Origin of the sequence: Thomasclavelia ramosa DSM 1402, from assembly GCF_014131695.1 — a bacterium.
Classification (GTDB): domain Bacteria; phylum Bacillota_I; class Bacilli_A; order Erysipelotrichales; family Coprobacillaceae; genus Thomasclavelia; species Thomasclavelia ramosa.
In genome coordinates this window covers 1,774,142-1,797,627 of record NZ_CP036346.1, presented here as the reverse complement: position 1 = coordinate 1,797,627, position 23,486 = coordinate 1,774,142, and the positions used below count along the sequence as shown (strand labels likewise).

Here is a 23,486-nt window from a genome sequence, read left to right as displayed (position 1 = left end):
CTAAATGAATAACTTAAATATGTTATAATAAAGGAGTTATTAAAGGGAGAAAATGTATGGAAAGTAAAAATAATAATTTAAAAGATTTGATTGTATCTGGAAGTTATACAGCTTTTATTAAAGGCGATGACTGGGGATGCGGTGTCAATAAAATATTGCTAAGTCTCGATCATAAAATTGATCAGGTTAATAATCTGAGTTTTGTGGTTAAAGAGAAGAAGTTGACTACAGATTATTGTGATACGCTATATCCGATTATTGAAAGTATTATTTATAGAACTGTAACAAATGTTTATTTAGTAGACTATAGTGGTCAAATAACTAGTGAACCATCTAATTTTATTATGATAGAAATGAAAATCAGTCCAGCAGAAGGAAATCCATTATTGTTTTCAATGCAGACACAATATAATACATATAATGATTTATATGAATTGGACATCATGATAGCTGATGGACATGAAATGACCTCATTAGGTCAAAAAGTTAAACAAATAAATATTGCTAAAAAAATGAAAGATAAGATTACTAGTGCAGATCTGTTTGAAGAAGCGTTATATGAATCTTGTGATGGAGTGAGTTATAAATATGCTGCTTATAATCCTGTGCAAGCAAGTGATACTTTGGTTGTTTGGTTACATGGGCTAGGTGAGGGAGGAACAATTAATACTGATCCTTATATTACTGTATTAGCTAACAAGGTTAGTTCATTAGCGGGTCAAGAGTTCCAAAATACGATTGGTGGGGCTAATATTCTGGTACCTCAGTGTCCAACTTTTTGGATGGATAAAACTGGTGATAGTTTAGCAACTAAATTTACGGAAGCAGATGGGACTTCATATTATTGTGATTCTTTACATGAATTGATTAATTTTTATCGAAAAGAAACTAAAAGTGAGAAAGTTATTATCACAGGATGTTCAAATGGTGGCTATATGACAATGTTGATGGCACTTAAGTATGGTAAAGAATATAATGCCTATGTGCCAATTTGTGAAGCTTTTTTAAATGAAAAAATATCTGATGAAGAAATTAAACAATTAAAAAAATTGCCAATATTCTTTATTTATTCCAGAGATGATGATGTCGTAGCCCCTGAAACCCATGAATTGCCAACGATTAGGCGCTTGTTAGGGGCTGGGGCCAGCAACGTTCATACTTTTGTTTCAAAGCATGTTATTGATACTTCTGGGCGTTTTAATGATAAAGATGGAGAGCCATTACGATATAGTGGTCATTGGTCATGGATTTACTTCTTTAATAATGAGGCAGTATCTGATCGTTGTGGAATTAGAGTTTGGCAATGGATGGCACAACAGTTAAAATAATCTGTAAAGGTAAAAAAGATAGTATCTCTAAAAATGGATGCATTAATTCAAATAAAAGGGTTGTTGTCTATATTTAATTAGATACATTCATTTTTTTAGTAGATTAATTTTTTTGTTACTCTGATAAAGACATATTTATTGATTATTACTTTAAGTTTATTCGTTGAATCGTTTATTATAACTATCGCATTTTACGTTTTTTTATTATATGAAAAGATTTATTAGTAATGTTTACAAAAGAATATTTTGTTAAAAATTAGGGTAATACTTTATATTTTATTGTATATAACTAAAAAATTATTAAAGATAGATAAGGAGGATAAAGATGAAAAAGAAGTATAGATTATTGACATGTTTATTGGTTTTTATGTTGGGGTTAACTGGATGTACTACAGATGGTTATAATATTCCGCAACCACAAGCTGAGGTTGTTCCTGAACATTCTGATTTAAATTTTGAAGATATGAGCTATGAGCGACCAGATATTGATGCAATAAATCAAAAAATAAATGATTTATTAGCGAAGGTAGTGCTAGAAGGAAATCAAGAAGAAATTTTAAAAGGATATGATGAAATATTAAATGATTTAAAAGAGGTTGATCAAATGGAGTCATTAGCATCTATAAAAAATAATATTGATTTGTCAGACTCTTATTATGAAGAAGAATACCAATTTCTTACTAGTGCTTTTGTAAAACTAGATAATCGTATGAACGAATTAACCGAAGCTATTTTGACAACTTCATATAAAGATGCGTTTGTTAAAAAGATGGGAGAAGATTTTATCGAACGTTATGAGAAGAATAAGAAACTCAATTCTCCAGAAATTGAGGAACTAAGTGAACAAGAAACAGCGCTGATTAATGAATACAGTAAAACTGCTGCTAAAGAATATACTACGATGATCAATGGGCAGAGTAAAACAATTGATGACTTAGATTTTAATAAACAAGAAGATATTGACGGGTATTATGATATTTATGAACAAAAAAATAAAGAGTTAGGAACGATTTATAAAAAATTAGTCAGTATTAGAGTTGAAATTGCGAAAAAATTAGGATATGAAAATTATACGGATTATGCTTATGATTTGTTAGGTCGAGATTTTAGTAAAGAAGATGCAGAAAAATTTGAGGAAGCAGTTTTAGAGTATGTGGCACCACTAGCAGCAAAGATGGATACAAAATATCAAGAAAAATTACAAAAATTGGATACTAGTGAAATTACAGTCGAATCTGGTTTTTCATATTTAAAAACAGCATTAAAACAGGAATTTCCTAAAGCAATGCAAGATGCTTATGATTATATGCAAAAACATCACCTTTACCAAATTGATGACGATTCAAATATGCTCCATGCTGGGTATACGACAATTATTGGGAATGAGCCATTTTTATTTATTAATACTTCAGACTACAAAGATCCTTCAACTTTATTTCATGAATTTGGGCATTATTACAATTTTTATTTGATGGGAGGAACATCTTGGAATGATGGTAATAATCTCGATATTGCCGAGATTCATTCACAAGCATTTGAGCTGTTGATGTTTGAATATTATGATGAAATATACGGTAGTGATGCAAAACTAATGGAGATAAAGGTTATTAATGATATGTTAAATAGCATCTTACAAGGATGCATAGAAGATGAATTTCAACGAAAAGTTTTTGAAAATCCAGATATTTCATTAGAAGAAATGAATACTTTACATGGTCAAATTTATCAAAAATATATGGGTTATCCTTTAGAGTATGAATGGGTCGATATTCATCATCATTTTGAAACGCCGTTTTATTATATTAGTTATGCTACGAGTGCAGTTTCATCATTAGAATTATGGTTAGTAGGTACAAAAAATCGTGAAGATGCATTAAATGCATATCGCAATATGACTCAAAACACTCTCAATGTTGATTACTTAGATGCATTAAAAGACTCAGGTTTCAGTAATCCTTTTACATCTAAAGTAATTAAAAATATTTCTTCTGAAATAAAAAGAGAATTTTTATAATAATAAAAAGCCATTTATTTAGATGGCTTTTTAATTGAAGAATTTTTTGGTTTGTTTTTTGTTGGTGGGCTTGGTTTTATTGGTTGAATAGGTTTTATTATTTTTTTCATTATAACTAGACTCCTCTGTTTAATTATAGCACAGATAAAAATGAAAAATAATCAGTTTGTTTAAAAATAAATAGTCAAGATAATTAGATGACTTTAAAATTTTTCCATTGCCCTTGTAAATAACGTACTAAGATAAGAGCAGATTTAATAGCCCAATCGCCAACCATTGCTAATGCAATTCCAATTACACCAAGGTTCATCCAAACCCCAAAAATAAATGATAAGATGACACGACACACAACAGTTGAAAAAATTGAAGTATACATCGTGTATTTTACGTCACCAGCTGCTCTAAGGCCATTTGATAATGATGAGGCTATAGGGCATAATAAGGCATTAAATAGGTTATGAATAAAACATAAAATAATAATTAGTTTAATCGTTTCGTTCGATAAACTATACAATTTAAGAATGATAGGGGTAAATAGGAAAAATACAATATTCCAAATGATCCCGCCAATATAAGTGATTCTTAATAATTTTTTCATATAATAGTCCGCCGCTTCTTTATCACCGGCTCCCATACATTGACCGATAACAGTGATAAAAGCTGGTCCCATTGCAATACAAAAAAGAGCGGCCATTGACCAAAAGCTTTGTGCAACCCCGTTTGCAGCAATCTGGCTAGTTCCAAACATTGCGACAATACTACTTAAAGCAACTTTAGATAATTGAAATAAGCCATTTTCAATGCCGTTGGGAATAGCAATATTTAGGATACGCTTAATCATTTGAGCATTCCATTTAAAAATATCCTTAATGCGAATATAAATAATATTTTTCTGATTAAAAGATATAATTAATAAAATTAAAGCCGCAACGACTCGAGAAATTAGTGAAGGGTATGCGACTCCTGCAACACCTGCATGAAGAATAAAAATTCCAATAGCATTACCAATAATATTAATAATATTCATGATGATTGATACATACATGATAACACTTGTTTTAGACATACTTCTAAACAATCCGGCACAACTGTTATAGATTGCTAAAGCAGGAAAAGAAAAAGCAGAAATAACTAAATATTTTAAGCAGGCATCCATTACATCTGGAGCGACTTTTCCAAACAATAATGTTAGTAATTGTTCTCGAAAAATAACCGATAATACTAATAAAATAACTGAAATTATTGTTGTTATCATAACTAATTGACTAGCTGCTAACACTACATTTTCCTTGTTTTTATTACCGATATATTGGCTGGCAACAACGGCACCACCAGATGCTAATGCAGTAAAGACAAGAATGAAGACCGTATTCAACTGGTTGACTAGTGAGACACCAGATACGGCTGCTTCACCAGCATAACTAACCATTAGAGTATCAGCTATCCCAACTAATAAGATCAATAATTGTTCAATGATCAAGGGGATGATTAGAGCTCGTAGATGCTTATTTGTAAAGATTTGCCGTTTTTTATCTAATTGTATTTTTGGTTCAATAAATTTAAACATATATATTCCTCCGTTTTTCATATAATACAACCTCGACTTGACTCTAAGTCAATTGTTTTTTTATATAATGAAGAAAATAAAAAAGAGAAACTAATTGTTTCTCTAATAAAATTTATAAAAAATCCTGACATGAAACTAAAAGGTCTATTTTTGCCCATTGAGTTTTTTCATCAATACAGTTTCCCTCTTCAACAGAGGCGAAGCCACATTGAGGTGATAATGCAATATTTTTACCAACAATTCTTTTTGCTTCAAAATAACGTGTTTTTATTTCATCATATGTTTCTAGTTTAGGATTTTTAGTTGAAATTAAGCCAGCTACAAAAGTAACATTAGTATTTTTTAATCGTGCCCATGGTGTAAATGAACCTGAACGCTCATCATCATATTCTACAAAGAAGCCATCATATGGGATTTGACAAATGATAGGGGCAACAGTATCATATAAACCAGAAAAAAGAGGATAGCCTTTAAAATTTCCTTTACAAAAATGGTTAGCAATGGTCATGTCAATAGGTTTATTTTCTAATGCTTTTGTAGATACTTTTCTAAACCATTCTAAAATATCTTCTTTTTTGTATCCAAGTGAGCTTACTTTTAAAAGGAAATTATCATCAATCATATAGGTCCATGATGTATCATCAATTTGTAAATAACGACAACCATGATCATATAAATCTTTAATTGCAATTTGAAATGCTTTTCCAATATCATCGATAAGAGCATCAATATCACCATTATAATATGGTACCTCTTTTAAACCTAATTGAAGAAAATGATCAACTAAGATCATATTTGGTCCAGAGATACATTTTTTGGCCTCAATTCCAGGATATTTTGTTACTAGGTTGAATAAGTAGTCCCAAGCCTCGATTTCTGGATGATATTTATCTTTATCATAGGTTATTTTACCGTTGATCATTCCTAATTCAATGTGATTTGTTACACCATTTCTCGTTTTATCAAGATGTTGAGTTGTAAAGCCATTAAATTCTTTTAACCAGTCCAAATGCCACCATCTTCTTCTAAACTCGCCATCAGTGACAATTTTTAGTCCATGAGCAACTTGTTTATCGACAAGTTTAGCAATTTCATCATCTTCAATTTTTCTAAGTGTTTTTAGATCAATCTCTTGATTAAAATATTTTGCTCGTGCTTCTTTGATTTTTTCAGGTCTTAAAAAAGAACCAACAATATCATATTTTATCTTCAACATATTTTTGTTCTCCTTTTATTTTAATATAAATATTATAAAGAAAAATGGCATACTTTTATAATACTAAAAAAAGCTGTTTGGCTATAGGATGAAGCTATAGTCGAATATTTCTAATTGACTTATAGTTCACTATAAGTTTTATAATTGAAATAAAGTATTATTTGAACAATTATGGAGGAGTATTGAGATGAAAGTAATTACAATTATAGTACCATCTAATCAATGTCATTTATTAATTAAGGAATTAGAAGCAGATTATTTTATTTTTAAAAAATTTGATAATTATGAAATTATGCAGGATTTTTCAATTTTATTGCTAAATATTTATGATTATCAATATAATTTAATAGAAGCTGCACTAAAAAAATTTGAAATGATAAATAAGCAAAAATGCTGTCTTTGTATTAGTAAATAATTTATATTATCTTTAAAAAAATTCTTGCGCTAAAGTATGCTTTAAGGCTTATAATAGTTTTGAAAGGAAGGGCAAAATATGGATAATAAGAAATTGGGATTTGGTTTAATGCGTTTACCTTCATTGGATCCTAATGATCCAGCGAAGATTGATATTGAACAAACAAAGCAAATGGTTGATCTATTTTTGGAAAGGGGATTTACTTACTTTGATACAGCTTGGATGTACTGTGGTTTTGCAAGTGAGAATGCTGCTAAAGAAGCATTAGTGGACCGCTATCCTCGTGATAGTTTTACATTAACAACAAAATTACATGCAGGATTTTTAAAATCAAAAGAAGATCGTGATCGCATTTTCAATGAGCAGCTAAAAAAGACAGGGGTAGAATATTTTGATTATTACTTATTGCATGATATTAATACCCATAGTATTGATACTTATAATGAATTAGATTGTTTTAATTGGATTGTTGAAAAGAAAAAACAAGGGTTAGTAAAGAAAATAGGTTTTTCTTATCATGATGGGCCGGAGTTACTGGATAAAGTTTTAACTGAGCATCCTGAATTTGAACTAGTTCAATTACAGATCAATTACTTAGATTGGGATAGTGCAGGAGTACAATCTCGTAAATGTTATGAAGTTGCGACAAAACATCATAAGCCAGTTATTGTAATGGAGCCGGTTAAAGGTGGAACATTAGCAAATGTGCCTGAGGAAGTTACGAAAATGTTTAAGGACTATGCTCCACAAAGTTCAATTCCATCTTGGGCGATTCGTTTTGTTGCTAGTCTAGATAATGTAGTCATGGTATTAAGTGGTATGTCTAATATGGAACAATTGTTAGATAATACTGAATATATGGCTAATTTTAAACCTTTAAATGACAAGGAATACAAACTTATTAATAAAGCAGTTGCAGCTATTAATTCTACTATAAAAATTCCTTGTACGGGATGTTCGTACTGTACAGATGGTTGTCCAATGAATATTAATATTCCAAAATATTTTTCATTATATAATGCAGATTTACAAGAAGTAGCAGAAAAGGGCTGGACTCCACAAGGCGAATATTATGCAAATCTGACAAAAACGTTTGGTAAAGCAAGTGACTGTATTGCATGCGGTCAATGTGAGAATGTTTGTCCACAACATTTAAATATTATTGAAGGACTTCAAGAAGTGGCTGCTCATTTTGAAAAATAGGCTATAATAGAAGAATTAAAAGGTCTAAGTTGACTTTTTAGTTCTTTTATTTTTATTATATTCAATATTTGCTTATTATCATTACTTATAATAGAATAAAATTAGATGAGGTGGAAATATATGTTGATTGAACAAAAAATAGAACGTGCAAGATTATCTCAAAGCCAACAATTAATTGCTGATTATCTTCTGGAAAAAAGAAGTAATATAAAGGATATGACAATCAAGGAACTAGCTGTAGCAACATATACATCAACGGGAACGATTATCAGATTAGCCAAAAAATTGGGATATCATGGTTATGAAGATTTTAAGGCTGATTTTTTAAAAGAAGTTTATTATTTAGATACTCATTTTAAGAATATTGATCCCAATTTCCCATTTGTTAAAACTGATAATATTCAAAAAATTGCAAGTAAAGTAACATTACTTGCACAAGAGACATTATCAGATACATTAGCTTTGCTAGAGCATGATAATTTACAAAAAGCTCTTCGAATTATGCAGAAGGCCAATCAAATTCATTTAGCGGCAATTTCTTATTCTTTATTATTGGGACAAATTTTTAAATTAGACATGCTTAGAATTGGAAAAAATGTTAATATTTGTAACACTAATGGTGAAGAGTTATTTTTACCTGCGGTAATTAAAAATAATGATTGCATAATCATTATTTCGTATTCAGGAGAAATTCATAATTTATGTAGTTTGGCTAGGACTTTAAAAGGAAGAAGCGTGCCAATTATTGCAATAACAAGTTTAGGGGATAATGAGCTAAAAAAATATGCTGATGTTGTCCTTCATATTTCAACTCGCGAAAAATTATATTCAAAAATTGCTGGATATTCTAATGAAAATAGTATTAAACTAATTCTTGATATTTTGTATTCATGTTATTTTAATTTAATGTATGATGATAATTTAGCTCGACGAATTGCAATCTCGAAACAAGCAGAGGTGGGACGGGAGTCTACGTTAGAGATAATGAAAGAAGATAATACTCAAAGCGGAACGTAATTCCGCTTTTTTTATTTCAATTTATTAAAAAGCGTAATCTTGATACAACATTTCCTTTAATTCTTTAGTCTTTTAAAATAACTTGATAAAATTTATAATGTCGAGGAGGAAATAAGCATGGATAGTAATTTTTTATGGGGTGGTGCAAGTGCTGCTAATCAATATGAAGGTGGATATAATTTAGATGGTCGAGGTCTTAGTATTAATGATGTTGAGTTGGGAGCAGGACATGGAAAAATCAGGGAAATTCATGAATATGTGCATAAAGATACTTATTATCCAAGTCATATAGCTACAGATTTTTATCATCATTACCAAGAGGATATTGATTTAATGGCGGAGATGGGATTTAAATGTTTTAGAATGTCAATTGCCTGGTCGCGGATTTTTCCAAATGGAGATGACTTGGAATGTAATGAAGCTGGATTAGAATTTTATGATAAAATATTTGATGAATTAATCAAATATGGGATAGAACCAATTGTTACTTTGCATCATTTTGAATTACCGTTATCATTAGTAAAAAAATATGGGGGATGGAGAAATCGAAAATTAGTTGAATTATCGGTTAGATATGCAAAGACGGTCATGGAACGATATCGAAATAAAGTTAAATATTGGATGACTTTTAATGAAATCAATGCACTCTTTTTAACTGATCGACCATGGCATATGGCAGGAATTATCTATCAGCAAGATGAAGATTTAAATCAAGTTAAGTTTCAGGTTGCTCATTATCAGCTGCTGGCAAGTGCTTTAACTGTCATAGAAGGACATAAAATTAATCCTAATTTTATGATTGGAAACATGTTATTATACCCTTGTACCTATGGGGCAACTTGTAATCCCACAGATCAAGTGATTGCCCGTGAAAAGCTATTACCAACATATTATTTTGGTGATGTTCAGGTGCGAGGTTACTATACAAATACTTGTAAATCTTATTTAAAAAAATGTAATGGTCATTTAGTAATTGAAGCCGGTGATGAAGAAATTTTGCTTCAAGGAACAGTTGATTATATTAGTTTTAGTTATTATTTTTCTGCTGTTGAAGGCGTAGCTGATATTGAGATGGTAGAGGGAAATTTATCTTCTGGCGGGAAAAATCCATATTTAACAACGACTGAGTGGGGTTGGCAGATCGATCCTGTTGGTTTACGTTATTCTTTAAATCAATTGTATGATCGCTATCAACTTCCTTTATTTATTAGTGAAAACGGATTAGGAGCGATTGATCAAATAGAAAAGGATGGCACAATTATTGATGATTATCGAATTTCATATTTACAAGAACATCTTCGAGCAATGAAAGAAGCAATTGAGATTGATTTAGTAAATTGTTTTGGTTATGCAATGTGGGGACCAATCGATATTATTTCGGCGGGTACTGGTGAAATGAAAAAGCGATATGGTTTTGTTTATGTTGATTTAGATGATTTTGGCAATGGAACATTAACTCGAACTAAGAAAAAATCTTTTTACTGGTATCAACAAGTAATTGCTAGTAAGGGTAAAAATCTAATAAACACGGAGGATAATGATAATGTTGAAACGAGTTTATAATCAAAATAGATGTACAGGTTGTGGAATTTGTACGATTAATTGTCCACAAAAAATTTTAAAAATTTCTAATGGTCATTGTGTAATCACAGATTTTGATAAATGCACTAGGTGTCCTAGGTGTCAAATTTGTCAACAGGTTTGCCCATATCTTGCAATTGAGTTTAAAAATGAAGAAAAGAGTACTTTTCCCGTGTTATTAAAGGGAGTGACGATTCCTTTTCATACAGGTTGTTATCAAGGGATGATTGAGCGGCTATTGGCAGAGGTTTGTGAAGCGATGAAACTTGAGAATAAATTAGTTATATTTAAATCAAAAGATGCCCGTTTTGAAATAAACGTAGAAATTTACGGAAGTGATAATTATCTTAAAGATGCGTTAGAGTATAAACATAATCATCCAGAAAAGATAGTTGTTGTATATTATACTGATGAAGAGCCATGGCAGCATAAACAAGCAATCAGTGATTTTAAAGAACTTGATAATACACCAATTACTATTTTTCACATGCTTAATTATTTTTCTAATTTAAAATTAAAACCAACTTCTGATGAATATGCTATAGATCTTTGCGAAATACTATGTATTTCAAAAGACGCTGCATTAGTTGCTCGTGGAAGTTTTACAGATATTAAACGAATTACTGAAGTAAAGCGTTATATGAAAGAGGCAATTGGACACCAACTTGAAGCCAACGGCTATACTTTTTTAGAACTAACATTACCATGTCATTGGCGGTTATTAGATAAACCTCAAGGTACTATTACATCTTTACAAGTAATAGAAAATATTGAGTGGTTTAAAAATATTATCAATAAGATGTACCCGTTAAAGAAATATAAGTAAGATAAGATTGACTATAAAACAATGACTAGATACGCTATAATGTTATAGTAACGATGAATTATAGGGGGACTAGATCATGGATAGAGATGAGGTACTTAATAATTATTATATGCAAGAAGATGCCCTAGTAAAATATGGATTCAAACGTCTTGATAATCTTTTTATTGTTGAAAAAACTTTGAAAAACAATGAATTTTATGCTCGTTTTGAAATAAGTAATAGTTGCTTCAACATTGATGTGTTTGAAAATAACGGTGAAAAATTTTTACCTTTTTATATAAAAAATGTAGTTGGGGCTATACTGCACTGATAAAGGAAGAAGTTGCAAGTTTAACGGATGAAATCTTAAAATCATGCTTTAAACCAATTAGTATTAGAAAAAAGATATTAGCTTATGTAAATGATAAATATCAAACTGAAGCAGATTATCCGTGGACACGTGATCCAATGTCAGCTACCTTAAAAATATTAGAAACTAAAAAATGGTATGGATTGATTATAAATATCCCATATCGATGTTTAAATATTGATAAAGAAGGAAAAGTAGATATTTTAAATGTTAAAAATACACCTGAAAAAATCAATGCCTTAATTGATCATATTCATTATTTTCCTGCTTATCATATGAATAAAAAGCATTGGATCAGTATTTTACTTGATCGTACTGTCCAGATAACACAAGTAGAAAAATTATTAGATGAAAGTTACCAACTAGTTACTAAAAAGTAAAATAATTTTATAATTTAGTGAATAATAAAAATACATCAGTATTTATGATAGATATTTTATTAAAGACATCTCAATCCGAGATGTTTTTTTGGATATATGAAAAAATAATGTTTTTTAATTTGATATAGTGTAAAATATAAGATATTTGAGATTAGAGTAATAGTAATAAGGAATGGAGAATTATAAATTATGGTTATTGTATTAATTGCAGCAAGATATAAAAAACTTTTAGAGTGGATAAACAATCGTAATTATGAAGGAATTAAAGCAATCTATAAAATTAAAAACGTTGGGCCAAAGGTTTTTCTTTATATTGATACTAGCCTTGATTTAAAAAATATTATTAAAACATTTAAAAAGAGTATCAGTGAACAAGGTGGGATGGCATATGTATATGAATTCTACGGTATTTATAATGAAAAAATCGATTATAATGCTTATATCAGCAATAAAACTAAAGATACAATGCGTTATTATCAAACAAAAATAAAAGATTTAACGGATAAGGAATTACATGATTTTTTATTAAAAAATAACATAGATAACGATAGTGATTAAAGACTATCGTTTTTATGTTATGTAAGTTATTAGTGTTTATTTCTTTTATAAATCAGTGAATAGATAATACTAAGAATATAATTAAATGCAAGTTGTGAATAAAAAGTAGCAATTTTTTCATCTTTTTCTTTATGAGGAATAATTATATGATAATTGCTATATTTGACTAATGGATTGTCACAGTTAGAAGTAATGACAATGATCTTGCAGCGTTTTTGAAAAAGAATTTTTAAACAGGCTTTATAGGATTCATTTTTATCATAAGTGATAAATAAACAACAATCATCCTTAGTGATTCCTTTACAAAAAGATTCCTGTTCATTATTTTCAGTTGTCAAAATGAAAAATTTACCAATTTTAACTAGCTTATTTATAAAATTCATCGCTGTAATTTTAGAATCACCAATTCCAAAAACAAAAGTTCGTGGACTAGTATCAAGAACTTCTACAATATCTTCTAATTCAGCAATATTTAATTCACTGTTAATTAGATTAATGCTATCTTTATAGACATTTGAAATACTGTTAATAATTTGCCAGGTTGGTTCATTTTCTTGGAAAGGTAGAGTGAAATCAGTTTCGTTATTTAGATATTTTAAAGATTCGATATTTCTTAGGTATTCTATTTTGAAATCTCTAAAGCCATTAAATCCTAGTTTTTTACAAATTCTTATAATTGTTGTATTTGACGAAAATGTTTGGTTAGCTAATTCTCCAATTGTCATATTTAAGACTAGATTGGGATTTTCTTTAATAAAATTGATGACTTCGATCTCACTTTTTGTAAAAAGTTTCTCATTACTTAAATTATCGATTAAACTCATTTTTACTTACTCCTTAGAATAAATTTATGAAACAGGAAATAAAGTCTATTATTTCTTGTTTGTTATGATTATAGCATTAAAGGAAGGGGTTTCATAGAATAAATTCAGCTGATTTGTATTCCTCCCGATTGAAATATGCTAATATTAAATTTTTTAAGTATTTATATTGGATACTTTATTTTTCATGATATGAGTGATTGTAAATATAGAATAACTTTGTTATATTAATTTTTGAAAAGAAGCATATGGAAGATGAGGCGTTTGCTATTTTGGGAAAGGATGAAATGATAATGATTAGAGTAGGAGTGATTGCTGATACACATGACATATTAAAAGAAGAAGTGTTAAATGAACTGAAACAATGTGATTATATTATTCATGCTGGTGATATAGTTGATATAAAAATATTGGAGCGTCTACAAACAATTACAAAGGTATTTGTTGTAAAGGGGAATAATGACAAGCTGAGTCTGAATGAAGAAGAATATTTTAATATTGGAGGTTATTCATTTTATTTGGTTCATCAATTAGACACTAAAAAGGATGTTGATTTTTATATTTATGGACATTCACATCAATTAGCATGTTATCAAAAAGGTAGAACATTATATTTAAATCCTGGAAGTTGTGGAAAAAAACGTTTCTCATTGCCCTTAACATATATTATTTTAGATCTATATGAGGATCATTATGAATTTCTTGTTAAAGAATGTTCTAAATAATTGTTTTTGATAAAAAGTCTTGATTGAATATGCATTCAGCAATTTCAACTAGGCTTTTTATTATGCAGAATATAAGATTTTTCACGTTAAAATATCATTGTTTTCATATAAATTATCAAGTTCTTGTTTTAATGAATTAAAAACTCCGTTTGATGAAATCAAAAATATTTTTTTGAGAACATCTTGCTGCGAAACTGTCTGGTCTTGATATTGATACATTTTTATTGATAAATTTAGGTGCTTTTTTGTATCAGCTGGGAATAAGCGGTATATGTTTTTGTTCATCATGTATATTTAATACTTCTAAGAACTCATTGATGTTTGGGTCAGGTATTCCGTTGTATTTTTGTAGTAATTATGTTGATAAAGTTGTCAGAAAATTTAGAATTTTTGAAATATATTACATTTAATACTTTATATGATACAAAAAGTATTTTAGAAGGTAGTGGATATAAAAGCGGATTAATGGCTATGCTGTTAATTGCAATTATTTTATATATAATCGGTATTATATGGTTTCAAAAAAAGACTTGCCATTATAAAATAATAATTAGAAATTTATGGTAGGGGGTTAATCATTTAAAACAAATAAAAAGACAGTCATATGAATTTCTTTTCTAATAGAATACAAAATGTATATTTAGAAGATAGTAAGATATATTGCTGTCTTTTTTATTTAATTTTTTGATTTCCAATATTCAAATATAGGAGCCTCTGGTTTGTCTTTTGACCAGAACATTTCATGTCTTTCAAAATAGCCAATAACTTTTTTTGATGCATCTTTAACAGGAACGAAAAACTCTCTTTCTCCAGTTTTACCATTAAGAACTTCAAACATTTCTTCTTCACCAGCATCGGCGCGTTCTAGAAATTCTTCAATTCTTTTCTTTGAATTTTCATTATGACAATTGAATAAACTATTGCCAACTTGAACTCTTGAGCCGTATCTTTGCTTTGCGGTTTTATTCATATAGCGTACAATATGATTTCGATCAACGAAGACTATTTCATAAGCATAAGCATCTAAGATATTATATAAGATTTCCATTGTTATTTCCATTTTATCACGTATACTCAATTTAGGTCACTAAGTTGAGTATTCTCCTTTCTGCCCTTATATACATTTATATCATCCAGGGCCAATGATGATATAATTTTATTAGCACTGTGGATTTGTCCCTATTTTTCTACAGCTTGACTGTTTAGAGGTTATACCTGCCACAGTTCTTTTTCAAATTGTTGATTAAGTTAATTAGCACTCGATGCTTTATGAACAACGTGAATACATGAAGAAAAAACTTGTGGTCTTACTGACAGTGCGAATTATTTTATGGAGGTTTTTTATAACTTATTTAGTTGGTATCGATATTGCTAAATACAAGCATGACTGCTTCATTCATGATCATAATGGTGAAGCCATTCGTCATTCTTTTACTTTCGTTAATAACTAGAATGGGTTCAATCAATTGCTTCTTATTCTTAAATTTTTTGGATAAGAATCAAAAAATAAAAATAGGTTTTGAAGCCACTGGTCATTATGGAAGCAGCCTTAAACAATTCCTCAAAGCCTACAATTTTGACTTTATGGAGATTAATTCTTTTTTAATCAAACAATTTTCCAAAGCCTCAACTCTTAGGAAAACTAAAACTGATAAGATTGATTCTGTTTTGATTCCTTGATATCTTACGACCGTTGACTACAAACCTACTTCGAACCAGTCATAGCACCTTGCTTGAAATCTACAAAAATATTAATGCTAAAATAAAAGATATTGAAGCTGGAATCATTCAGAAATGAGTCTGGACAAGATAATTTTAAAGGTCACATGGCAAAACATGGCTCTTCTCATCTTCGTCAAATTATCATGAATGTTGTAGATACTTTTGCATTAAACAATCCTGTTATATATGACTATCAATCAAAGAAGGAAAACACTGGCGAGTTGCACAGACTCACGTTTGCTAGAAAACTTATCCGTATCATTTTTTACCTAGAAAAAACGGCATGGATTTTGATTCCAAATTATTAAAATAATAATCAATAGTTGTCACTATTAATTTTTTTGGAGTTGAAAAACTCCTTTCTGGCGTTATTTGATATCTATATATAAATTTTTTTATAAATCGTTTGATTTACAATAGTTAATCACCTCTTACTATTTGATTTTAACAAATATTCATTATTTTTGATAGTCATTGTATAAATGAGAGACATATTAAATAAAATTATTGACTATTATTGTGGCTAAGTTACAATAGTAATTTTAATTTAAATAAAAGTAAATAGGATACTAACATCTTTGAAATTGGTCAATTAGTTTTAAATACTAAAATCATATATGTATTTTATATTAACTCTTGTGGAAATAATGGCATATGTGAATCATTTTTGATATATCACAAATTTATTTTTTATTTTTATATGTATTTCCCCAATCAGCCATTACGTCGATTACTGGTCGCATACTTTCACCAATTTCACTTAAACTATATTCAACACGTGGTGGGACTTCTGGATAGGATGTTCTAATCACGATTCCATCTTCAACCATTGACTTTAAGGTTGAGGTTAAGACTTTTTGAGATATTCCATCAATTTCTCTTTTCAATTCATTATAACGCATTGTTTTGTTAAGAAGATATTTCAGAATTAATAATTTCCATTTGCTTCCAATTAGTTCAACAGTTGTTGCAACTGGACATTCTGGCAAGTTTTCTTTTTTTATCATTGGTCCTGTTCTCCTTTAGATAAGTTAATTTTATTATAAATAGTTAGAGTCATTTAAGCAAGATAGAGCTAAGCCGGTAGTTGTGTTATAAATCTCATTTCTAACAAAAAAGTGCCTTCTTTTTTAATCAATAATTACTTGATATTATAATAGTAGCTTAAAAATTATAAAATTAATTCTATTGAAAGGGAGAAAATATTTATGAATATTACTAATTTTAAATGGAGTCTTGGAAAATGTATTCATTGTGGAAAATGTTTGAAGGTTTGTCCAGGCGATTTGTTTATTTTTGATGATAAGAATGAATTAAAAATAAAAGAAATTGATTGTTTTGGTTGGGATGGATGTTGGCAGTGTGATCATTGTTTGGCTGTATGTCCAACTGGGGCAATTTCTATTTTTAATAAAGATCCTCAAAATAGTGTAACTTTACCAGATTATCAAGATGCTGGGAAAATGATGTCGGCGTTGGTTCGTACTCGTCGTGCTTGTAGACGTTATCTTAATAAAGATGTTGATAAAAAAATTATAAAAGAATTAATGGGGAGTATTCAATATGCACCAACTGGTGGCAATAAGCGAAAGTTAGAGTTTACCATTATTGATGATTGTAAAGAAATGGACTATTTTCGCTTATTAGTTAGAGATGAAATGATTAAATTAGCTAATAATGGCATATATCCACAAGGGTTTGATAAAACTTCATATAATCAAATGATGGCATGGGAAAAATCAGTTCGGCCAGACTCTATTTTTTGTGGAGCACCGCATATTTTGATTCCTCATGCACCAAAAAATATTCCTTGTGCTGTTCAGGATGTTAATATGGCAGCTGCATATTTTGAATTGTTATGTAATGCAAATGGATTGGGCGCAATATGTATGAGTTATCCATTGGCAGTTCTAGGTAATATGCCTAATGTAATGAAATTATTGCAAATTCCTGAGGATCATTATATTAGTTTAATGGTTGGGTTTGGTTATCCTGAAATTCGTTATGCTAGAGGCGTTCAACGTGAGGCAAATGGTAAAATTAAAAGAATTGTTTTTACTCAAGATTAGGATAGTTTATTAAATTTAAATATTTTTAATGAAATAACTACAGTTAGAATTATAATTGTTTGGTTTTTAGAAAATTTATTGTAAAATATGAGTGGGTGATTAATATGAATTTAGTAGACCTGCTAAATGACAGTAAGCAATTTAATGAAACGCAAAATATAATTTGTCAGTATATTTTAAATCACAGTGAAGATGTTGTTAAGATGAGTGCAAGAGCATTAGCAAAAGAAACTTATACAAATGCTTCAACGATTATCCGGTTTGTGCAAAAGATTGGATATGAAAATTATAATGATTTTAAAATTCATCTTGTTCATGATTTAAAAGAATATCAAGCTGCTGATATTAAAATTACAGAAAAAGAAAAAAGTATTTCAATTGTTGATAAAATTAGTGAACTAGAAAAAAATGTCATTGAAAAAACAAAAAATCAATTATCATTACAACAAATAGAATATATAGCAGAACTCCTAAAGAAAACTACATATATTGATTTTATTAGTAGTGATGCAAATGCATGTATTGCAGATTATGCATGTCATTTATTTTTCTTAGAGAGAAAGATAGCTAACAATTATACAACATCAAATCAGCAGCTTTATTTAACTTTAACTGAATTAAAGGAGCATGTTGTTTTTGTGATTAGCCGTAGGGGAGAAGATGAAAAGATTCTTAAAGTTGTTCAAGAGTTACATAAAAATAAGGAAATAAAAATTATTGCAATAACTGGGAGAAAAGATAGTCCAATTGCAAGATATTGCGATGAAATTTTATCTGCGATTCATATTGGCTCTTTTGTTGAATTAAGAGATATGATTTTTCAGGTTTCTGCTCAATATATTATTAATTGTCTATTTTCTTTGTTATTTACAGACGATTATCAGTCGATTGTTCAATTTAATGACGAATATGAAAAAATATATTTAAAGTGATATGCAACAATGTTGCATATTTTTTACTTATTTTCTTTAAATTATGTCACATTGTTTCTTTCTTTGGAAAACCGATTGAAAATAATTAAGTTTTAAATTACTATAAAACCGTATATTTAAAAGGAGGAAATAAAATGTTACACAAAAAACTAAAACCATTCCCAAGTGATTTTTTATGGGGAGCTTCAACATCTGCTTATCAAGTAGAAGGAGCTAACTTAATCGATGGAAAAGGACCATCTTGTCAGGATGTCAAAAAAGTACCTGAAGGAACTTCAGAACTTGATGTGTGTGCTGATCAATATCATCGTTATAAAGAAGATATTGCATTGATGGCAGAAATGGGATTCAAGACTTATCGTTTCTCTATCGCTTGGACAAGAATTTTACCTAATGGAACTGGTGAGGTCAATCCAAAAGGAATTGAATATTATAATAATGTTATTAATGAATGTTTAAAATACGGTATTGAACCATTGGTAACAATGTTCCATTTTGATATGCCGGCTGCTTTAGATGAAAGAGGAAGCTGGGGTAATCCAGAATCGGTTGACTGGTTTGTAAACTTTGCAAAAGTTATGTATGAAAATTATGGTGATCGTGTTAAATATTGGCTAACGATCAACGAACAAAATATGCTGACTTTAGTTGGACCGGTAATTGGTACATTACACTTGCCGGAAGGATGCACAAACGAAATCAAAGAAATCTATCAGCAAAACCATCATATGCTGGTAGCACAAGCTAAAGCAATGGCATTATGCCACGAAATGATTCCTGGAGCAAAAATCGGACCTGCACCAAATATTTCATTAGTTTATCCTGCTTCTTGTAAACCTGAAGATGTTCTAGCAGCACAAAACTATAATGCTATAAGAAACTGGTTATATTTGGATATGGCGGTTTACGGTGTATATAATAATTTAGTTTGGGCTTACTTAGAAGAACATGATGCCTGCCCAACATTTGCACCTGGAGATGCTGAAGCATTGAAAAATGGACATCCTGATTTTATTGGTTTCAACTATTACAATACTGCTACCTGTGAAGCTAGTGATGGAACTGAAACAATGGATCCTGGAGCTGATCAGCAAACTGCTCGTGGTGAAGCCGGATTCTATCGTGGATTTAAAAATCCTAATTTACCAACTACTGAATTTGGATGGGAAATTGATCCAATGGGATTCCGGGCAACAATCCGTGAAATGTACTCACGTTATCGTCTGCCAATGATCGTTACTGAAAATGGACTAGGAGCATATGATAAATTAACAGAAGACGGTAAAGTACATGATCAATATCGAATTGAATATTTAAGAAAACATCTTGAACAGGTACAATTAGCAATCACAGACGGTTGTGAAATGATGGGATACTGTCCATGGTCAGCAGTAGACTTGATTTCAACACATGAAGGTATGGTCAAACGTTATGGATTTATTTATGTAGACCGTGAAGAATTTGATTTAAAAACTTTAGATCGTTATCGTAAAGATTCATTCTATTGGTACAAAAAAGTTATTGCCACTAATGGTGATGATTTAAGTGATTAAATAGATAGCTAGATAAGAGAAAAAGATATTTCTATTTTGAAATATCTTTTTTCATTTCTAAATAAGAAATAACATCTTCTAATGAATCATAGACATGCTCAACTTTTTTTAGATATTTTTCTTGAGGAAATTTCATATCAGGGATACAGATAACTGATATTTTTGCTTCAGATGCAGCTTGAATACCCGCTTCACTATCCTCTAATACAAGTGCTTCTTCTGGTTCAACATTTAATTTATCACAAGCTTTTAAGAAAATATCTGGAGCCGGCTTTCCATGTTCTACTTCACTACCGCATACAATACCATTGAAATATTTCATAAGATTATGTTCACCAAGTATTCTTTCGGCCCTTTCTTTACCACTGGAAGTTGCAACAATCGTTTTATAATAGTGAATATTTAAATACTTCAATAGTTGAATTAGTCCTTTTTTTAATTCTACACTGTTTTTTAGTAAGTATTGCTCTTCCAATATTTTAAATTGATTTATCTTTTCATCCGTATCAAAGTCTATATTATACTTATTTTTGATAAAGTTCATTGATGAAATAACAGATTTTCCAGGATAATCTTCTATGTATTCTTTTTTTGTAAAGTTAAAACCATAACTTTCAATAATATCTTTGTAGCATTGGAATGAGATGATTTCGGTATCAACCATCAAACCGTCCATGTCAAAGATAATTGCTTTTAGCATATTAAACCCTCCTTTACTTTATAATATAAGATTACATGATAATTCTATTTTTATAAAGGTAAAAGATGAAATATGATAAAAAATCATATTGGTTTTAAATGTTTTTATCAAATAATAGAAATTATTATATTATTTTTCTGTTTAAATTGATATCTATTATTTTGTATATTTAAAAATAAGTAATAAAAATAGTGTAGCAATTTTAAATATATGTAAAAAATTACGTTTTCTAGTGATATGGGCATTGTTTGATGAGTATAGATAGAGAAGAAATATACCTGAAAATTATAAACTGAAATAGGGTACCACATTAGGACTTATAAATGAGTTATTGAATATCTAAAGTATAGTTAGTATTTTTTATTAAGTATCTTGATGTTACAAGAAAAAAGCATTAATGAAAATTAAAAAATAGAGTCTAGAACAATGATAGTAGTCTCAAAAATGATGAGATAAAACTTTTTTAAGACCATAATAAAAAAGACTCTTTTATATTTATTCGTCTTGATAAGTGGAATTGTGGACGAGAATGAAAAATAGCGCTCTTTTTATTAAAGTTGAAGGATTGTATAAGCGTGTTAAATAGTGTTTATATTTAGAAATTAAAAAGTGTGAATTAATCACACTTTTTTAAGAACATCTTGTCTATTTACAAGCTTCTTCAATAGCTACGGCAACAGCAACTGTAGCTCCAACCATAGGGTTGTTACCCATACCGATTAATCCCATCATTTCTACGTGAGCAGGAACTGATGAAGAACCAGCGAATTGAGCATCTGAATGCATACGTCCCATAGTGTCAGTCATACCGTAAGAAGCAGGACCAGCAGCCATGTTATCAGGGTGTAAAGTACGTCCAGTTCCTCCTCCAGAAGCAACTGAGAAATATTTTTTACCTTGTTCAATACATTCTTTTTTATATGTTCCAGCAACTGGATGTTGGAAACGAGTAGGGTTAGTAGAGTTACCAGTAATTGATACATCTACACCTTCTTTATGCATGATAGCAACACCTTCTCTAACGTCATCAGCACCATAGCAGTTAACTTTAGCACGAGGACCATCAGAGTAAGCTGTTGTAGATAATACTTTTACTTCACCTGTAAAATAATCGAATTGAGTTTCCACGTAAGTGAATCCGTTAATTCTTGAGATGATTTTTGCAGCATCTTTTCCTAAACCGTTTAAGATAACTCTTAATGGTTTAGTTCTAACTTTATTAGCTTTTTCAGCGATTTTGATTGCACCTTCAGCAGCAGCGAAAGATTCATGTCCAGCTAAGAAAGCAAAACATTCAGTACCTTCATCTAATAACATAGAACCTAAGTTACCATGTCCTAAACCTACTTTACGGTCATCAGCAACTGATCCTGGAATACAGAATGATTGTAAACCAACACCGATTGTTTTTGCAGCGTCTACAGCTTTAACATCTCCATTTTTGATTGCCATTGCAGCACCGACAGTGTATGCCCAACAAGCATTTTCAAAACAGATTGGTTGAGTTGATTTTACGATTTCGTAAACATCAATTCCTTTTTCATCGCAGATAGCTTTAGCTTCTTCGATTGATTTGATATCAAATTTAGCTAGTGCAGCGTTAATTTGATCAATTCTTCTTTCATAACTTTCAAATAATGCCATTTTCGTACCCTCCTATTATTCCTTTCTTGGATCGATGTACTTAGCAGCATCATCGAATCTACCATAAGTTCCAGTAGCTTCTTTCATTGCTTCATTAGCATCTTTTCCAGCTTTAACCATATCCATCATTCTACCTAAGTTAACAAATTCATAACCAATAATTTCATTATTAGCATCTAAAGCGATTCTATTAATATAACCTTCAGTTAATTCAAGATAACGAGGACCTTTAGCTTTTGTTGAATAAGAAGTACCAGTCATACTTCTTAAACCTTTTCCTAAGTCTTCTAATCCAGCTCCAACAGGTAAACCACCTTCAGAGAATGCAGATTGAGTACGTCCATAAACGATTTGTAAGAATAATTCTCTCATTGCAGTATTGATTGCATCGCAAACTAAGTCAGTATTTAAACCTTCTAATAAAGTTTTTCCTACTAATGCTTCTGAAGCCATCGCTGCAGAGTGAGTCATCCCTGAACATCCGATAGTTTCAATTAATGCTTCTTCAATGATACCTTCTTTAACGTTTAATGTTAATTTACAAGCACCTTGTTGAGGAGCACACCAACCGATACCGTGAGTTAAACCAGAGATATCTTTAATTTCTTTAGAATATACCCATTTTCCTTCTTCAGGAATTGGAGCACATCCATGTGAAGCACCTTGAGCGACACTACACATTTGTTCTACTTCGTGTGAATAAATCATTTTTTCTAACTCCCTTCGTGTTTTCGATTATAAATAGCTAGTCATGCTATTTAAGGCGAACTAAAATCACCTGAGTAAAGTATAGAATAAAGCCGAGTTAAAGTCAATGAAACATCAACGATTATCAAAATAAATTCGACAAAATAATCGGTAAAAAA

General features: G+C 29.9%; 23 protein-coding genes. 15 read left to right on the top strand and 8 right to left on the bottom strand.

The genetic code is table 11. The annotated features are described in order from the left end of the window. Positions 1-56: 56 nt before the first annotated feature. Together EYR00_RS08535 and EYR00_RS08530 are read left to right on the top strand one after the other, a co-directional pair. Positions 57-1,328: a hypothetical protein gene (locus tag EYR00_RS08535; protein ID WP_003537539.1), complete on the top strand. Its 1,272-nt coding sequence runs from the start codon at positions 57-59 to the stop codon at positions 1,326-1,328. Between the two features lie 325 nt (positions 1,329-1,653). Beyond that, positions 1,654-3,342, top strand: a complete 1,689-nt coding sequence (locus tag EYR00_RS08530; RefSeq protein ID WP_008791550.1) for a gluzincin family metallopeptidase — start codon at positions 1,654-1,656, stop codon at positions 3,340-3,342. Positions 3,343-3,535: 193 nt separating this feature from the next. On the opposite strand, the gene EYR00_RS08525 is transcribed toward EYR00_RS08530, so the two are convergent. Further along, entirely contained in the window at positions 3,536-4,909 is a 1,374-nt protein-coding gene (locus EYR00_RS08525; RefSeq protein WP_040434288.1) for an MATE family efflux transporter, read from the bottom strand. Positions 4,910-5,021: 112 nt separating this feature from the next. Then, positions 5,022-6,125 carry a uroporphyrinogen decarboxylase/cobalamine-independent methonine synthase family protein gene (locus EYR00_RS08520; protein ID WP_003537542.1) on the bottom strand — a complete coding sequence of 368 codons (1,104 nt, stop codon included), beginning with the start codon at positions 6,123-6,125 and terminating at the stop codon, positions 5,022-5,024. Positions 6,126-6,312: 187 nt separating this feature from the next. Here EYR00_RS08520 and EYR00_RS08515 point away from each other — a divergent pair, with 187 nt between their 5' ends. The 8 genes from EYR00_RS08515 to EYR00_RS08485 all read left to right on the top strand — a co-directional run bounded on the left by EYR00_RS08515 (position 6,313) and on the right by EYR00_RS08485 (position 12,454). Then, positions 6,313-6,540 (top strand): hypothetical protein, encoded by a 228-nt coding sequence (locus tag EYR00_RS08515; RefSeq protein ID WP_009300224.1) that lies wholly within the window; start codon positions 6,313-6,315, stop codon positions 6,538-6,540. A 78-nt stretch (positions 6,541-6,618) separates the two neighbouring features. Continuing rightward, on the top strand, positions 6,619-7,743 hold the full coding sequence (locus tag EYR00_RS08510) for an aldo/keto reductase (RefSeq protein ID WP_003537544.1): 1,125 nt from the start codon (positions 6,619-6,621) through the stop codon (positions 7,741-7,743). 120 nt (positions 7,744-7,863) lie between these two features. Next, a complete protein-coding gene (locus tag EYR00_RS08505; RefSeq protein WP_008791554.1) occupies positions 7,864-8,760 on the top strand; it encodes a MurR/RpiR family transcriptional regulator in 897 nt (298 codons plus the stop codon). 117 nt (positions 8,761-8,877) lie between these two features. Then, the gene (locus EYR00_RS08500) at positions 8,878-10,323 is read left to right on the top strand and encodes a family 1 glycosylhydrolase (protein WP_003537548.1); all 1,446 of its coding nucleotides are present in this window, start codon (positions 8,878-8,880) and stop codon (positions 10,321-10,323) included. After that, on the top strand, positions 10,304-11,167 hold the full coding sequence (locus EYR00_RS08495; protein WP_040434291.1) for a 4Fe-4S binding protein: 864 nt from the start codon (positions 10,304-10,306) through the stop codon (positions 11,165-11,167). Before EYR00_RS08500 ends, EYR00_RS08495 begins: the two co-directional genes overlap by 20 nt. Positions 11,168-11,243: 76 nt before the next feature. Continuing rightward, complete coding sequence (locus EYR00_RS15870; RefSeq protein WP_259394434.1) at positions 11,244-11,477, top strand: hypothetical protein; 234 nt, start codon at positions 11,244-11,246, stop codon at positions 11,475-11,477. A 137-nt stretch (positions 11,478-11,614) separates the two neighbouring features. Then, complete coding sequence (locus EYR00_RS15865) at positions 11,615-11,896, top strand: MmcQ/YjbR family DNA-binding protein (RefSeq protein ID WP_217294969.1); 282 nt, start codon at positions 11,615-11,617, stop codon at positions 11,894-11,896. Between the two features lie 189 nt (positions 11,897-12,085). Beyond that, positions 12,086-12,454: a hypothetical protein gene (locus EYR00_RS08485; protein WP_003537554.1), complete on the top strand. Its 369-nt coding sequence runs from the start codon at positions 12,086-12,088 to the stop codon at positions 12,452-12,454. Between the two features lie 29 nt (positions 12,455-12,483). Here EYR00_RS08485 and EYR00_RS08480 read toward each other — a convergent pair whose 3' ends face one another. Continuing rightward, positions 12,484-13,278, bottom strand: a complete 795-nt coding sequence (locus tag EYR00_RS08480; RefSeq protein ID WP_003537556.1) for a MurR/RpiR family transcriptional regulator — start codon at positions 13,276-13,278, stop codon at positions 12,484-12,486. 290 nt (positions 13,279-13,568) lie between these two features. On the opposite strand from EYR00_RS08480, the gene EYR00_RS08475 reads away from it, so the two are divergent. Then, entirely contained in the window at positions 13,569-14,000 is a 432-nt protein-coding gene (locus EYR00_RS08475) for a metallophosphoesterase family protein (RefSeq protein WP_009300227.1), read from the top strand. Positions 14,001-14,676: 676 nt separating this feature from the next. Here EYR00_RS08475 and EYR00_RS08470 read toward each other — a convergent pair. Further along, positions 14,677-15,060: a PAS domain-containing protein gene (locus EYR00_RS08470; protein WP_003537561.1), complete on the bottom strand. Its 384-nt coding sequence runs from the start codon at positions 15,058-15,060 to the stop codon at positions 14,677-14,679. Between the two features lie 323 nt (positions 15,061-15,383). Here EYR00_RS08470 and EYR00_RS16105 point away from each other — a divergent pair, with 323 nt between their 5' ends. Then, positions 15,384-15,680, top strand: a complete 297-nt coding sequence (locus EYR00_RS16105; protein ID WP_003537564.1) for an IS110 family transposase — start codon at positions 15,384-15,386, stop codon at positions 15,678-15,680. A gap of 725 nt (positions 15,681-16,405) precedes the next feature. Here the strand turns inward: EYR00_RS16105 and EYR00_RS08460 are convergent. Continuing rightward, positions 16,406-16,729 carry a winged helix-turn-helix transcriptional regulator gene (locus EYR00_RS08460; protein WP_003537566.1) on the bottom strand — a complete coding sequence of 108 codons (324 nt, stop codon included), beginning with the start codon at positions 16,727-16,729 and terminating at the stop codon, positions 16,406-16,408. Between the two features lie 201 nt (positions 16,730-16,930). Here EYR00_RS08460 and EYR00_RS08455 point away from each other — a divergent pair, with 201 nt between their 5' ends. From EYR00_RS08455 to EYR00_RS08445, 3 genes are all read left to right on the top strand, one after another. Further along, positions 16,931-17,791: a nitroreductase family protein gene (locus EYR00_RS08455; protein WP_003537569.1), complete on the top strand. Its 861-nt coding sequence runs from the start codon at positions 16,931-16,933 to the stop codon at positions 17,789-17,791. Positions 17,792-17,895: 104 nt separating this feature from the next. Further along, positions 17,896-18,723 (top strand): MurR/RpiR family transcriptional regulator, encoded by an 828-nt coding sequence (locus tag EYR00_RS08450; RefSeq protein ID WP_008791559.1) that lies wholly within the window; start codon positions 17,896-17,898, stop codon positions 18,721-18,723. Between the two features lie 134 nt (positions 18,724-18,857). Continuing rightward, positions 18,858-20,276: a glycoside hydrolase family 1 protein gene (locus EYR00_RS08445; RefSeq protein ID WP_003537573.1), complete on the top strand. Its 1,419-nt coding sequence runs from the start codon at positions 18,858-18,860 to the stop codon at positions 20,274-20,276. A 31-nt stretch (positions 20,277-20,307) separates the two neighbouring features. Here the strand turns inward: EYR00_RS08445 and EYR00_RS08440 are convergent, their stop codons facing one another. From EYR00_RS08440 to EYR00_RS08430, 3 genes are all read right to left on the bottom strand, one after another. After that, complete coding sequence (locus tag EYR00_RS08440) at positions 20,308-20,976, bottom strand: HAD family hydrolase (RefSeq protein WP_003537575.1); 669 nt, start codon at positions 20,974-20,976, stop codon at positions 20,308-20,310. A gap of 645 nt (positions 20,977-21,621) precedes the next feature. Further along, positions 21,622-22,620, bottom strand: a complete 999-nt coding sequence (locus tag EYR00_RS08435) for a GGGtGRT protein (RefSeq protein WP_003537576.1) — start codon at positions 22,618-22,620, stop codon at positions 21,622-21,624. Positions 22,621-22,635: 15 nt separating this feature from the next. Next, positions 22,636-23,328, bottom strand: coding sequence for an iron-sulfur cluster assembly scaffold protein (locus EYR00_RS08430; RefSeq protein WP_003537578.1), 693 nt, complete (start codon positions 23,326-23,328; stop codon positions 22,636-22,638). Between the last annotated feature and the right edge of the window lie 158 nt (positions 23,329-23,486).

Excerpts from the sequence above, each read along its gene's own strand:
- EYR00_RS08495 (WP_040434291.1), top strand. The coding sequence starts at position 10,304 with ATGTTGAAACGAGTTTATAATCAAAATAGATGTACAGGTTGTGGAATT.
- EYR00_RS15870 (WP_259394434.1), top strand. The coding sequence starts at position 11,244 with ATGGATAGAGATGAGGTACTTAATAATTATTATATGCAAGAAGATGCC.
- EYR00_RS08535 (WP_003537539.1), top strand. The coding sequence starts at position 57 with ATGGAAAGTAAAAATAATAATTTAAAAGATTTGATTGTATCTGGAAGT.
- EYR00_RS15865 (WP_217294969.1), top strand. The coding sequence starts at position 11,615 with ATGTCAGCTACCTTAAAAATATTAGAAACTAAAAAATGGTATGGATTG.
- EYR00_RS08515 (WP_009300224.1), top strand. The coding sequence starts at position 6,313 with ATGAAAGTAATTACAATTATAGTACCATCTAATCAATGTCATTTATTA.
- EYR00_RS08505 (WP_008791554.1), top strand. The coding sequence starts at position 7,864 with ATGTTGATTGAACAAAAAATAGAACGTGCAAGATTATCTCAAAGCCAA.
- EYR00_RS08525 (WP_040434288.1), bottom strand. The coding sequence starts at position 4,909 with ATGTTTAAATTTATTGAACCAAAAATACAATTAGATAAAAAACGGCAA.
- EYR00_RS08510 (WP_003537544.1), top strand. The coding sequence starts at position 6,619 with ATGGATAATAAGAAATTGGGATTTGGTTTAATGCGTTTACCTTCATTG.
- EYR00_RS08500 (WP_003537548.1), top strand. The coding sequence starts at position 8,878 with ATGGATAGTAATTTTTTATGGGGTGGTGCAAGTGCTGCTAATCAATAT.
- EYR00_RS08470 (WP_003537561.1), bottom strand. The coding sequence starts at position 15,060 with ATGGAAATAACAATGGAAATCTTATATAATATCTTAGATGCTTATGCT.
- EYR00_RS08445 (WP_003537573.1), top strand. The coding sequence starts at position 18,858 with ATGTTACACAAAAAACTAAAACCATTCCCAAGTGATTTTTTATGGGGA.
- EYR00_RS08520 (WP_003537542.1), bottom strand. The coding sequence starts at position 6,125 with ATGTTGAAGATAAAATATGATATTGTTGGTTCTTTTTTAAGACCTGAA.
- EYR00_RS08530 (WP_008791550.1), top strand. The coding sequence starts at position 1,654 with ATGAAAAAGAAGTATAGATTATTGACATGTTTATTGGTTTTTATGTTG.
- EYR00_RS08430 (WP_003537578.1), bottom strand. The coding sequence starts at position 23,328 with ATGATTTATTCACACGAAGTAGAACAAATGTGTAGTGTCGCTCAAGGT.
- EYR00_RS16105 (WP_003537564.1), top strand. The coding sequence starts at position 15,384 with ATGACTGCTTCATTCATGATCATAATGGTGAAGCCATTCGTCATTCTT.
- EYR00_RS08480 (WP_003537556.1), bottom strand. The coding sequence starts at position 13,278 with ATGAGTTTAATCGATAATTTAAGTAATGAGAAACTTTTTACAAAAAGT.
- EYR00_RS08450 (WP_008791559.1), top strand. The coding sequence starts at position 17,896 with ATGAATTTAGTAGACCTGCTAAATGACAGTAAGCAATTTAATGAAACG.
- EYR00_RS08435 (WP_003537576.1), bottom strand. The coding sequence starts at position 22,620 with ATGGCATTATTTGAAAGTTATGAAAGAAGAATTGATCAAATTAACGCT.
- EYR00_RS08475 (WP_009300227.1), top strand. The coding sequence starts at position 13,569 with ATGATTAGAGTAGGAGTGATTGCTGATACACATGACATATTAAAAGAA.
- EYR00_RS08455 (WP_003537569.1), top strand. The coding sequence starts at position 16,931 with ATGAATATTACTAATTTTAAATGGAGTCTTGGAAAATGTATTCATTGT.
- EYR00_RS08460 (WP_003537566.1), bottom strand. The coding sequence starts at position 16,729 with ATGATAAAAAAAGAAAACTTGCCAGAATGTCCAGTTGCAACAACTGTT.
- EYR00_RS08440 (WP_003537575.1), bottom strand. The coding sequence starts at position 20,976 with ATGCTAAAAGCAATTATCTTTGACATGGACGGTTTGATGGTTGATACC.
- EYR00_RS08485 (WP_003537554.1), top strand. The coding sequence starts at position 12,086 with ATGGTTATTGTATTAATTGCAGCAAGATATAAAAAACTTTTAGAGTGG.